This is a genomic window from Crateriforma spongiae (assembly GCF_012290005.1).
Lineage (GTDB): Bacteria > Planctomycetota > Planctomycetia > Pirellulales > Pirellulaceae > Crateriforma > Crateriforma spongiae.
This window is the reverse complement of record NZ_JAAXMS010000011.1, coordinates 64,636-77,845: the sequence shown is the minus strand read 5'-3', so window position 1 is coordinate 77,845 and position 13,210 is coordinate 64,636. Positions and strand designations below refer to the sequence as shown.

Below are 13,210 nucleotides of genomic sequence, written 5' to 3'. Positions count from 1 at the left end.
AATTTGCTGCAGTTATGGGGTCGACGGAGGTTTGGACCGCTAATCATTACGGTCACGATCTGATAAAAACGGGTCTCGCGGCAGTTTTACAGCCTGACAATGGTGCCGCGGCGCGTTCCCTCGGATCGTGCACCCTGCCGGGCGGCCTGTCCATCGGACATCCCATGGAATCCGTCATCGCGCAGTGCCCATCCCCATGACGACCGAGACCGTGACGACCGAGAATGATCCCGGCCCGGCATCGTCGATCCCCTTTTTACGAATTGAAGCAGTTTTCGTGACCGAATCCGAAACGCCTTCGAACGACGGACCCGAATTGACGCCCCAAACGGACGCCAGTGGCGATGGCGATACGGGACAACAAAAGTCCAAACCGGTGTCTGCCAACCAATGGATGACGACCGATTCTTGGGCCATCCGGCCTTTGGGGCTGGACGGCAGTCGCAAATTGGCCCGCGCGGCGATGAAAGTCGCACTGGAAAACAAGGCCGACGATGCATTGGTCTTGGACGTGTCGGGACAGTCCGCGGAATTTGATTTCTTCGTCGTCGCGACGGGGACCAGCCGCCGGCAATTGCATGCGATCAGCGAACAGATCGACGACGTTCTGCAGAAAGATCTCGGTGACCTGCGAATGGGCATCGAAGGCTATCAGGAAAGCAGCTGGATCGTATTGGATTACGGCAACGTCGTCATTCACCTGTTCGATGAAGACACCCGCCAGTATTACGACCTGGAATCGTTATGGGCCGATGCCAAGTGCTTGCGATGCGAAGACTTGGATCTGCGGCCCGACGGCACGGAAATGACGCCACCATCTGAATCGAAAGATTGACTCGCGATGCACCTGCCCCGTGAACTGCAACGCCGGTTCCATGAAGTGATCCGGCAACACGTGGACGATCCCGGACAGTATTCAGGGATGATCCGCCCCACCAATGATCCCAAGTTCGGCGATTATCAGTGCAACGCCGCGATGCCGTTGGCCAAGAAGGTCGGCGGTACCAACCCGCGCGAACTTGCCGCCCAAATGGTCGACGCGCTCAGCGTCAGTGATCTGTGTGAAACGCCCGAGGTTGCGGGGCCTGGGTTTATCAATCTGAAAATCCGTGACTCTTGGATTTTGGATCGCGTCGCCCAGATGACCCAGGACGACCGCTGTGGCGTGGCGGTGGCCGACCAGCCGCGTAAGGTCATCATCGACTTTTCATCGCCCAACGTCGCCAAGCCCATGCACGTGGGGCACATCCGCAGCACTGTGATCGGAGATGCTCTGGCACGCGTCCTGAACTTCTTGGGACATCACACGATCACCGATAATCATTTGGGTGATTGGGGCACCCAATTCGGAATCATCATCTTCGGTTACAAGAACTTTGGTGATCCCGACACCGTGGCCAAAAACCCGGTTCCCGAATTGGCCAAGCTGTACCGGCTGGTCAATCAGATCAGCGAGTATCAAAAGGCTTGCAACCAGTTGCCAGCCGCCAAGCAATCGGTTCATGACGCCGAAAGTCTGATCGAAGAGCTGACCGGAAAGATCGAATCGGCCGGTGATGACGCGAAGGCCGTCAAATCGCTGAAAAAAAATCTGTCGGCGGCGAAAAAGCGACTGCAATCCGCCCGTGATTCGGTGGCCGCGATGAATGCCAAGATGGATGCAGTGCAGACCGATGAAGACCTGTTGAAAATCAGCCAACAGTATCCCGACATCGCCCAGCGGTGTTTGTCGGAAACCGCCAAGTTGCACGAAGGGGACCAGGAAAACCTGGACTTGTGGACGAAGTTCTTGCCCTACTGTCGTGACGAAATCGATCGCATTTATGACCGACTGGACGTGCAGTTCGATCACACGTTGGGCGAAAGCTTCTATCACGACCGTCTGCCGGGCGTGGTGGATCAATTAAGTCGTGATGGCATCGCGACGGAAAGCGAAGGCGCGATCTGTGTCTTCTTGGACCAGTTTGACGCCCCCATGATCATTCGCAAGAAGGATGGGGCATTCCTGTACGCGACCACCGATCTGGCGACTCTGCAATATCGACGCGAAGAATTCGCGCCGGACGAAATTTTGTACGTCGTTGATACAAGACAATCCGAGCACTTCGATAAACTGTTCGCCGTCGCGCGACGAATGGGGATGGAAGACGTCCGTCTGGTGCACGTGAATTTCGGCACCGTGTTGGGGGCCGACGGTCGCCCCTTGAAAACACGCAGCGGCACCCTGATCGGGCTGGAAAGTCTGCTGGACGATGCGGTCGCCCGTGCCCAAGCGGTCGTCTGTGATCCCGAGAGGTTACAGCGGATGGATCCGCCCATGACCGCCGACGAACAACAGTCGGTGGCCGAAACGGTGGGGATCGGTGCCATTAAATTCGCGGACCTCAGTCACCACCGGACCAGCGATTACCAATTCAACTTGGACAAGATGGTCGCATTGGATGGCAACACGGCGACTTACATCCAGTATTCGTACGCCCGAACCCAAAGCATTTTGCGGCGCGCGGAGATGGATGAAGAAGCCGTCGTCGCGTTGGCTTCGAAGACCGAGTTGGTGTTCAGCCAGCCACAAGAACGTGCACTGGCGCTTCGTTTGTTGCAATTCGAAGAAGCGTTGGTTTCGGTTTACGAGGATTATGCACCCAATCAGTTGACCGATTATTTATTTGAAACCGCTCGAGCCTACGCCGTCTTCAACGACACTTGTCCCGTCTTGAAGGCGGAAACCGACCAGATGCGTGCCACCCGTTTGGTGCTGGTCGTTTTGTGTGGACGCCTGCTGCGTAAAGGCTTGGAATTGTTGGGAATCGGCGTCGCTGACCGCATGTGATTCCGCCGCTTTTTTCGTGCGGTCCTAGGCGATTGGATTCTGTGGGAATGGCATGAATTCGATAAGCGTTCGGACGCCACTTTCACGGCGTACGACAATGATGGGTGAGCCGCAGGGCGCTAGCCGCGGGTTCGGTCGGTTTTCCGGAACGGCCCGGCCGCTAACGCGTCACGGCTCACGGGGTAGGGCGACTTTGTGAGCCGCAGGGCGCTAGCCGCGGGTTCCGATGATTGACCGGTAAGGCCCGACGCCTGACTTTTGAGGTTGCACCTTTCTGGTATCCCGACGCGTGAGCGAGGGAAAAAGGATGTGGACATCGCCTCGCTCACGCTTCGGGTTACCAAGAATCCAATGCCCCGGATAAAACGCAACTTCAAAACTCACAGGTCAGGCAGCCATTTGGCGCAAGATCGGCTCGGGGAATCGCATTCGATCAATGAGGGTTCGGACGCTGCTTTCACGGCGTACGACAATGATGGGTGAGCCGCAGGGCGCTAGCCGCGGGTTCGGTCGGTTTTCCGGAACGGCCCGGCCGCTAACGCGTCACGGCTCACGGGGTAGGGCGACTTTGTGAGCCGCAGGGCGCTAGCCGCGGGTTCCGATGATTGACCGGTAAGGCCCGACGCCTGACTTTTGAGGTTGCACCTTTCTGGTATCCCGACGCGTGAGCGAGGGAAAAAGGATGTGGACATCGCCTCGCTCACGCTTCGGGTTACCAAGAATCCAATGCCCCGGATAAAACGCAACTTCAAAACTCACAGGTCAGGCAGCCATTTGGCGCAAGATCGACTCGGGGAATCTCATTCGGTCAATGAGGGGTCGGACGATACGGATTCACCCGGCTTTACCCCACTCCAGCGGTGCTTTGTGAATCATCCGAGGAAGTGAAATGCGGGTTTGCAGATTCCTTTCATATAGTTGGGGTTGCAAAGATCAGTCCCGATGCGATTGACAAGGCCAAATATTGTCATAGGCTTTGCCATGTGAATGTGTGATGACATGACGTTCATTACCATTCATGTTACTGCTGTGACACGACCATCGGCCGGATCCGCAACGTTGGCTTCCCCCCTTGGTCCCGTCGCAGCGCACGTGGCCAACTATTCTGAATTGGGAGCCGTTATGGCGAAGAAATCTGCAGGACCGAACAAGTCCGCGGCGATTCGTGAGTACTACGAAGCGAATCCGGGCGCAAAGCCCAAAGAGGTTCAAGAAGCCCTGTCCGCACAAGGCATTGAAACCTCCACTGCGTTCATCAGCACCATCAAGTCGAACATGAAGAAGGGGACCGGCACCAAAAAGCGTGGCCGTCCCGCCGGTACCAGCCGCCGTGGTCGACCCGCCGGCCGTAAGGCTAAGGCAACTGCGACTCGTGGCACCAAGCGTGCCGCAAAGGCAGCCCCGGCGAGCGTCGATGGCATTTCGATGGACGGCCTGATCAAGGCCAAGAAGATTGTCGATGAACTCGGCAGCGTCGAAGAAGCTCGCGTCGCACTGAACGCGTTGGAAAAACTGCTTCGCTAAGTTTGGCGTTGGGTGATCGCTTTCCCAAAAAGCATTCCCACACATCCAGACGATATCGAAAAAAAATTGCCAGCGAACGTGCCCTCCGCGGCATCTTTCGCTGGCGTTTTTTATGCGCACACAGAAACGTAGCTGGGCGAACCAGACCTACAGATTCGCTTGCCCCTTGATCGTCCGCTGGGCGACTTCCCACGCCTTTTCCAAGTGCACCAGATACTCATCGGGCGACATCAGATGCTCCGACACCACCGAATCGATCTGGCCATCGCTTGATTGCATCTCAAATAGCCATCCATTGCCATAACAATCCGCGTTGATCTGTGACGGATCGTCAAGCACGGCGTCATTGATGACCGACATCACACCGGCAATCGGCGCGTACAGATCACTTTCGGCTTTCTTGCTTTCGATGGATCCGATTTCGGCACGATGGCCCACCGCTTGGCCGGGCTGAAAGGTCCAGTCCAGAAAATAGACGTCCTGCAACAATCGAACCGCATACGCCGTCAGGCCAAATCGCACAGTCCCGGCGTCGTTCGGTCCTGTCGCCCACATATGGTTGGCAACATACCGCCGATCGGTCGGAAATTCGGCCTGGTAATCGCCCATGGCGAAGGTCAGTGTCGAATTCAATGCTGGAACAATCCGGAATTGGCGGTGTGGATCAGTAGTTGGGGCGATGAATCGTTCACCGCGCAAACGGGCGGCTAGTTTTCTGTATCAATCCGGGGCGTCGTCACCTTCTGGATTGGAAAGCCGACGATCAAGACAACAGGCATCGTTAGGTGTAGCGGACGTTTTGATGTTCCGGTTCGAAGAATGCCGGCAACATCGAATCAACTTGCAACAACCCGTCGGAGGTCAATTCCACTCGGTCGTCACCAATCGTTGCCAGCCCCGATTCGACATAACCGTCCCAAACATCACGCCAGCGGTCCAGCACATCGACGTCAAACTTGTTGCGAAAGTAATCCAGTTCCAAATAACCGCGTTTGAGCAACAAGATCATTTCGCGGATCAGCTTTTGAAGATCCGTGGGAACAAACCCGCGTCCCAGCGGCAACTGGCCCGATTCAATGGTCGAAAGATACTGGTCCATATGCGGAAGGTTCTGATAATGCACGCCGGACGCATGGCCAAAACTGGCGATGCCGGTGGCCAACAGATCGGCACCCTTCCACAGGTTGTCGCGGTAGCTGAAGTTGACCTTTTGGGGGTCTTTGACCAACGTATAAGCGCTGCTGACCGCATAACCCGCCGCGGTGAATTCATCGAACGCATACCGAACCCAATCGCGTTTGGTGCCCCAGTCGGCGACGGGGCTTTCGCTTTGGTTGCCCAGGATGTCGGCGCTATAAACCGTGTTGTACGGCAATTCCATCTGATAGATCGTCAGACTTTCTGGTGACATCTCCAGCGCCTTTTGGACGTTGAATTTCCAGTTGTCCCAAGTTTCGCCCACCATTCCGGCGATCAAGTCGATGTTGACGTTGTTGAACCCCGCCGCTTCGATCCATTCCCAAGCCGCAAAGACCTGTTTGGAAAGGTGCGCTCGTCCGTTTTCTTCCAGAATGGCGTCGGTGAAGTTTTCCACCCCCAGACTTAGGCGTGTGACGCCCATGACCTCGCGAAGCGTCTTTACCTTCGTTTCGCTTAAGGTTCCTGGTTCACATTCAAAGGTGACCTCTTCCGCCCCGTCCCAAGTGATGTGTTGACGCAGTCGGTCGGCCAGTTTGGTCAGCTGTTTGGGTGACAGAAAACTGGGGGTCCCGCCGCCAAAGTACACGAATCGGAACGGCCGATCACCCATCACGGCGCGACGGCTGACCATTGAAATTTCGTCACACAATGCGTCCACGTATCGCTGCACTTCTGCGGCATTCACGTCGGTGAAGACTTTGAAGTAACAGAACTTGCAGCGTTTTCGACAGAACGGGATGTGCAGGTACAACCCCAGCGGCGTGTCTTCGGTCGGTGGGTTGTCCAGGGCCGTTTCGACCGCAGGCAACTGATCTGATTTCCACTGGCTGTAGGGCGGGTAGTTGGAAATGAAATAGCTTCCAACTTCGGTCTTCTTGTCGCTTGGCGCGGAAGTCATATCCGGTATCGGGTGGCAGGAAAACGGATCGGTGGGTGGTTACGCCGAAATTGTAGGGTCCAGGGCGTCACGATTGATGCGCCGCTTTGCAAAGAATGTCGTTCCGGCGGGCTTTTCCGCAATTGGCATTGATCACGGCGGTGGCACGGCGTGATCGGCCGAGGCGTCATTTTTGGGGCGCGGGCCCCAGACGCCGGACCACACCATCGTCATCGGCGATGATCATGGAATCGGACAGGATCGCGGGCGATCCGTACAACCCACCGCGAAACTCCGTGACGGATTTCTCTTGGCCGGTCTGAAGGTCCAAGCGAACCAAGCGGCCATCAGTGGCGGCGATCCAAACGTCATTGCCGGCGACGACGGGCGACGCATCACTGTGGCGACGTAGTGAATATCGCCAACGATGCTGGCCCGTTTTTCGATCAATCGCGTCGACTTTCTTGTTCTTGCTGCTGACGATCACCAGGTCATCGGTCATCGCGGCGCTGTTGCGATACTCCTGTGCACGATCCGGGTCGGTGTATTCCCAAATCATGGTGCCGTCACGCCAATCGAATGCAAAGATCATGCCTTCCATCGTCGCCACCACCGCTTGTTGATCCCGCACCGACACCGTGCTGCCGGTGGGTCCACCAAGAGGCAACAAGTCGCCGACGGCTTTTCCGCTGCGGACATCGACGACGTGCAAATTCCCGTCGCAACCGCCCAGAAACGTCCGCGTGCCCGCCAAGGTGGGGCTGCAGCGGATCTGGTCGCCCGTTTCGTAGACCCAGACTTGTTCGCCGGTTTTCCCGCTCAGCCGGTACAGCGAGCCGTCTTGGCTGGTCACCAAAACGTCGTCTTCGAAAAAGGTCGCACAGCCGTCGATGGTACCGTCAGTCTCTGCGGTCCAAATTTCCGATCCGTCGGCCACGTTCAGCGCGTACACGTTGCCGTCGATGTCACCGATGACCAAACGGTCGCCGGAAAGCGTGGGCGAAGCGTTGAAGCCGGTTTCGTAATCATGCGTCCACAGCGGCTTTCCCGACTGCAGATCAATCGCCGTCAGTTTGCCCATCACGTCGGCGACGAACACGCGGCCGTCGGCGACGACCGGCGTTGATTCGATCGCTTCTCCGGTTTCATGTTCCCAAATAACGGACAGTTCCGCCGGTAAGGTCTGGGCCACGGTCCCCGTCCCCTGGACGTCGCCACGCGCGGTCGTCCAGGCATCGTCGGCCCCCACCGCCGAACCGGGCATATTCGCCAGCACCAGCATCGATGCAGCCAAGGCGGCGACGCGGAAAACCGGGGGGCGAGAACGAACGGGCCGATCGGCCGACGGACGCGTTCGGATGCATGTCATGAGCACTGGTTCCAGTATTGGTTCGAAAAATTGCGGCGTTTGTCCCCGACAGACGACTGATTTGCGGCATCAATTCTGCCGCATCACCGGTCGGTTTGGGACGACTTTGACGCCGATCCGGTTTTAACGCCCCTTTGGATTGCAATGGCCGCGCCAAAGCCTGATACGACGGGTCCGCACAGCCGGGTCTACGAAAAATCCGAAGGCCATTTATCATAGATGGCCCCGCCGATCGGGTGCGTGCCGTTTTCCCGCCAGGCCAGCGGTCCGTTTTTGTCCAGCGATTCCCGACTCACTCGTTTTATCATCGCCCAGCTTTATGATTTGTGTTTCCCTCGGTCGCGCCCGCCATGCCCGGATGATTGCGGAACACAAGCACCTGGTCGAACAGGGCGTCAAGCTGGTCGAATTGCGTCTGGATTACATCGGCCGCGCCGTGAATTTGAAGCGTCTGATCGACGACCGCCCCGGCCCGGTGGTCATCACCGCGCGTCGACGCGACGACGGTGGGCGGTGGTTGAAGTCCGAAGAAGAACGCACGATGGTTTTGCGGAGTGCCATCGCCAGCGGTGTCGAATACGTCGACATCGAATCGGACATCGCCGACCAGATTCCGCGGTATGGCAACACCAAGCGAATCATCAGCTTTCACGACTTTGACGGCACGCCGGAAAACCTGGAAGACTTGCACGCCGCGATGGCCGCCGCGGATGCCGACATCGTCAAAATCGCGACGATGGCCAACACGTTCAGCGACAACGTTCGCATGATGGACTTGGCTCGACAGTCCAGTGTGCCGACGATCGCCATCTGTATGGGTGAAATGGGAATGTTAACGCGGATCTTGGCCCACCGCGTCGGCGCACCGTTCACCTACGCCACGTTCAGCACCGACAAGAAGATCGCGCCGGGACAGCTGCACTTCAAAGAGATGCAGGACGTGTACCGGTACGACCAGATCAACGATGACACCCAGTTGTTCGGCTTGCTGGGAGATCCCGTCGGTGAAAGTTTTGACCCGCTGGTTCACAACAAGGCTTTTGCCGGCGAAGGCCACAATGCGTGCTTCTTGCCACTGCGGGTGCCGGAAGACGACCTGCACATCTTCATGGATCACGCCCGTGAAATCGGCATCAACGGGCTGAGCATCGATCCGCCCCACCAAGGTCGTTCGATCGATTATTGCACCCAGGCCGAGGCCGCGGTTGCGGGTATCGGCGAGCTGAACACGATGGCGTTCGATGACGAACGAGCGGTCGGGTACAACACCGATTACCGCGCGGCGATGGACTGTATCAGCGAAGTCTTTGAACTGCACGCCGATGCGGAAAAGCCGATGCAAAGCATGTCGGCCACCGTTTTGGGATCCGGCAGTTTGGCCAAAGCGATCGTTTGGGGCCTGCGGTCCAAAGGATGCAACGTCACAATTGCCACGAAGGATATGGAACAGGGCAACGAGATCGGCTTGGCCCACGGTTGTCGCGTCGTCGAATGGGAAATGCGGCATGACTTTCGCGCCAACTTGCTGGTCAATGCCACGGAAATCGGCATGCACCCCGATGTCGACAACAGCCCGTTCAACGCGGACAAACTGAACGAGTTGATGGTGGTGTTTGACACGGTGTACTACCCCGAACAAACGCTGTTGATCAAACACGCTAAGAACATCAAATGTCGCGTCATCACCGGGATCGACATGTACGTCCGCAAGATGGGATACCAGTACAAACTGTTCACCGGAAAGCAGGCTCCGCTGGACGTGATTCGCAAAACGATCAAAGATGCGACCAACCCGGTTCAGCTGAACTAGTCATGGCCTGATTGCGTGTCGCTCGGCAATACCGACATCGCCCTGACCCGAAATCGCACTGAACCGTCACACCGAACATCGGTGCCATTCCATCGTCGACGATTCCACAAGTTTGCACCGATAGCTTTGACGCACAGGAGGCTTCGACCGCGTTGATCGAGATTCGACAAGCGTTGCCCAGTGACGCGGCCGCCATTCACGCCCTGCTGCGTCCCTACGTTTCCCAGCGTTTGTTGCTGCAGCGGAGTGAAGCGGAGATCATCGAACTGACGCGACACGGGTTCGTCGCCGACTTGATCGTCGATGACAGTCCGCCCAAGCCGATCGGGTTTTCTGCGGTCGAAATCTATAGCCCCAAGCTGGCGGAATTGCAGTGCTTGGCCGTGCATCACGAGCACCGAAATACCGGTGTCGGTCGACGTTTGGTCGAAGAGTGTTTGCAACGTGCCCGTGAACTGGGGGTGATGGAAGTCTTGGCGATCAGTTCGTCCGAAGCATTCTTGCGTTCGTGCGGATTCGATTACTCGCTGCCGGACCAGAAAAAGGCGCTGTTCTGCCAGCTGCGACCGCGTCTGTGGCAAGAAGAAGACTGAATCGATCGCGATATGTCGCGGGGATTCGGCTGCCCACGGAGAGTTTTTCCGAGATTCTTGCGTGATGGTCGCACGGATCGATTGCCAGGGCGCCACTAACCCTGGTGTCCCCGCCGCGGCACAGAGGCTCGCACGATGCTCTGGCCGCCGGGGCTTGATGTCCGCCGCCTTTGAACCGACGCCCGAATCATGCGTTTGACCCTTCGCACGTTGTTGGCCTATCTGGACAGCACGCTGGACCCGCAGGACAGCGAGGCGCTGAAACAGAAGGTCCAGGAAAGCGCCTTTGCCGCTGAATTGGTTCGACGCATCCGCGCGTGCACCGCCGATCCAAAGCTGTCGGCACCGTCCCCCGAGGCGATCGGTCCGATCAACGACGCCAACGTGATCGCGGAATATCTGGACAGCACGCTGACGCCGGAACAGATCGCGGAGACGGAGCGTTTTTGCCTGGAATCCGATCAGCACTTGGCCGAAGCGGCGGCCTGTCACCAAATCCTGACCATCGCGTTGGCCCAGAAGGCGACGGTCGATCCCGATTTGCGGGCGCACGTCCTGGGTCTTCCCGATCAAGTCGATGCCAGTGCGGCGACGGCATTTTCGGTCAGCCAGGTTCCGCCGGTCACCAGTTTTTCCGATGTCGATGTGCCGCCAATGGCAGGCACCCCATCGTCGGGCAGCCAAGAATCGTTGGAGTCGGTCGGTGCGGCCGGTCCCGACGACCCGACGTTGGACGCGGTACCACCGGTCGGCCCCGACGATTCGGGCGTTCGCACCGCCGTGACCCGTATCCGTGACAACGCCCCACTGGGAACCGCATCGGCCAACACGCCGTCCGCGATGGCCGGCGCGAAGCCGCGACCCATTGGCCGTGATTTTTACAGCGGCACCGTGCGACCATCGCGAATCACACCGTGGCTGGTCACGTTGGGCTTGGCGGCGGTGTTTTTGTTCGTCTTCTCCAAAGCGTTCGAACCCGTGCTGAATCGCGAAACGGCCATGCAGGACACGGACGCCGAGTTGGATTCAGAACCTGATTCGCTGCCCAGCGACGCTCCGGCAGCTGTGCCCACGGAGTCGCAGGACACGTCCGCCGGTTCGAACACTGAACTGGATACTGAGGCTGAATTGGATGGGGACGCGGACGCCGAGCGGGCGATGGACGAAGCCGGCGATGACACGACGGCAGACGAAGCCGATCCAGAAGCCGCTTCGCCAGCCGTCCCAGACGATGAACCGACTGTGGCTGAGACCACGGACGACGGATCGGCAACTTCGCCCGGCGACGCCGATTCGCCGTCAAACGACACGATCGCATCGGACTCCACTTCTTCGGAATCTGGAAACGACGCGTCCGACTCGGCCTCCACGCCGGAATCCCCGATCGCGGATCCGGCCGATCCCGTGATGGCTGCGACGGACGATGCGACCACCCCGAACCCACAAAACACCCTGGCCACCGACCTGCCCGCTGATGATTCGTCGGCGATGGCTGATTCGAATGCCTCGGGCGGGCCAGCGGATCCGGCCGCGTTGACGGAGATGTCCGACGATCCAACCGATTCGCCCGCCGAAGATGCGGCACCAGCCGAAGACACCGAATTACCCGGTCCGGTGGTCGCGACTGAGTCGGAGTTGTTGGTCGCCGTTTCGGGCGAATCGACCGAGTTGTTGAAACGGGGCGATGTGCTGGCCGTCGGCGACGACCTGATCGCCGCACCGCTTTATCGCCCCGCCATCCTGACGCGTGACGAATTGACGGTCCGTGTCATTGGACCCGCCGAGATCCGCATCGCCGACCCGCCGCTGGGCCAGGCCCCTTCGGCGGTGTCGCCGGAGACGATCCAGCTGCAAAGTGGCGGGTTGTTGGTGACCACGGCGGAAGCGAACGGTCGCTTCACCTTCGTGTCCGGTGATTTTCGGGTTCAAGTCGATGCACCGGAGCCCGAGACAACGTTTGCGATTCGCCGCCGATTCCAAAGACCGCCGGGCGCATTGCCGCTGGCCCCCGACAGTGTCTCGCGGTCGATCGAAGTCACTTCGCTGGTCGGCCCAATAGAGATCACCACTGAAAAAGCGGCCTTAACGGATTCGACGCCGGAAGAGTCCATTGAAAACGACGACGCCGAAGGTGACACCGGCGATGACGGTGGCGTTGATCCCGGTGACGTCAATTCAAGCGACGACGCACAGGCCGATGCACCGGAGGAAGCCGATTTGGCGGAATCTGAACCGGCGACCACGCGACAGTGGGTCCAGGTCGGACAGACCGAACAGATCGTGGAGGGGGCACAGTGGCTGGTCGATTCGTCCGGAAAGACGAAGGTACAGGCGCCGACGGAAAAACCCGACTGGTTCACGCTGGAAGGTGAAAACTTGACTGCGGTTCAACAGAGTGCCAAGGACGGATTGCTGGCGTTGATCGAACCTGAGAACGATTTGCTCCTGGAACTTCGTGAGGCTCTGGACTTTCGCCGCAGCGAAGTCGGCGCTTTGGCAGGCCAAACCTTGCTGGCACTCGGGCACCCCGACGTGTTCTTCGGATCCGCGGGGCTTTTGAACCGTCCGCGTCAGCGTCTGCATTGGCAAAGTCATTTCGAAGCGTTGCAGGATTACCTCAACACCAGCCCGGAACACGCCCAGGCGGTGTTCGACGCCATCGGGCGGATGGAAATGGCGGACCAACCGATTTTGACGGAATTGCTGATCGGGCTGACCAACAAGCAGCTGGCGGCCGGCGCCGATGCGGGCTTGGTCGGGAATCTCGACTCGCCATCGATGTCCGTCCGCGTTCTGGCCGTAGAGAATCTTCGCCAGATCACCGGCACGACCGCCTATTTCAACGCTGCAGAGACCAACCAGTCGAAACGCCAAAACGACCTCAAAAAGTGGCAAATCCGCGTCCGCAAAGGTGACATCCGCTACCCGGATTCACCTTGACGCCCCCAACTTCCTTCGCCCTCCTTCCGGGAGGGGCGAGCCTGAGCGAGGGTCGCACCCCATCGAC

The 13,210-nt window shown here is 58.4% G+C and carries 9 protein-coding genes; 6 read left to right on the top strand and 3 right to left on the bottom strand.

Annotated elements, in window-relative coordinates:
* Nucleotides 1–196 precede the first annotated feature (196 nt).
* The 3 genes from rsfS (at nt 197) to HFP54_RS23220 (ending at nt 4,354) form a co-directional block, all read left to right on the top strand.
* Nucleotides 197–835: a ribosome silencing factor gene (gene rsfS / locus HFP54_RS23230; RefSeq protein ID WP_235952248.1), complete on the top strand. Its 639-nt coding sequence runs from the start codon at nt 197–199 to the stop codon at nt 833–835.
* Nucleotides 836–841: 6 nt separating this feature from the next.
* Entirely contained in the window at nt 842–2,830 is a 1,989-nt protein-coding gene (gene argS, locus HFP54_RS23225) for an arginine--tRNA ligase (protein WP_168566985.1), read from the top strand.
* A 1,122-nt stretch (nt 2,831–3,952) separates the two neighbouring features.
* Nucleotides 3,953–4,354, top strand: coding sequence for a hypothetical protein (locus tag HFP54_RS23220; protein WP_146413493.1), 402 nt, complete (start codon nt 3,953–3,955; stop codon nt 4,352–4,354).
* 147 nt (nt 4,355–4,501) lie between these two features.
* Here the strand turns inward: HFP54_RS23220 and HFP54_RS23215 are convergent, their stop codons facing one another.
* From HFP54_RS23215 to HFP54_RS23205, 3 genes are all read right to left on the bottom strand, one after another.
* A complete protein-coding gene (locus HFP54_RS23215; protein WP_168567032.1) occupies nt 4,502–4,963 on the bottom strand; it encodes a glycine cleavage system protein H in 462 nt (153 codons plus the stop codon).
* A 172-nt stretch (nt 4,964–5,135) separates the two neighbouring features.
* On the bottom strand, nt 5,136–6,452 hold the full coding sequence (locus tag HFP54_RS23210; RefSeq protein WP_146413494.1) for a coproporphyrinogen-III oxidase family protein: 1,317 nt from the start codon (nt 6,450–6,452) through the stop codon (nt 5,136–5,138).
* Nucleotides 6,453–6,618: 166 nt separating this feature from the next.
* Nucleotides 6,619–7,800 carry a BamB-related PQQ repeat family beta-propellar protein gene (locus HFP54_RS23205; protein ID WP_168566984.1) on the bottom strand — a complete coding sequence of 394 codons (1,182 nt, stop codon included), beginning with the start codon at nt 7,798–7,800 and terminating at the stop codon, nt 6,619–6,621.
* 319 nt (nt 7,801–8,119) lie between these two features.
* Between HFP54_RS23205 and aroD the strand changes: the two genes are divergently transcribed.
* The 3 genes from aroD (at nt 8,120) to HFP54_RS23190 (ending at nt 13,143) form a co-directional block, all read left to right on the top strand.
* Nucleotides 8,120–9,610, top strand: a complete 1,491-nt coding sequence (gene aroD, locus HFP54_RS23200; protein WP_146413496.1) for a type I 3-dehydroquinate dehydratase — start codon at nt 8,120–8,122, stop codon at nt 9,608–9,610.
* 155 nt (nt 9,611–9,765) lie between these two features.
* A complete protein-coding gene (locus tag HFP54_RS23195) occupies nt 9,766–10,203 on the top strand; it encodes a GNAT family N-acetyltransferase (RefSeq protein WP_146414376.1) in 438 nt (145 codons plus the stop codon).
* A gap of 189 nt (nt 10,204–10,392) precedes the next feature.
* The gene (locus HFP54_RS23190) at nt 10,393–13,143 is read left to right on the top strand and encodes a hypothetical protein (RefSeq protein ID WP_168566983.1); all 2,751 of its coding nucleotides are present in this window, start codon (nt 10,393–10,395) and stop codon (nt 13,141–13,143) included.
* Nucleotides 13,144–13,210 lie beyond the last annotated feature (67 nt).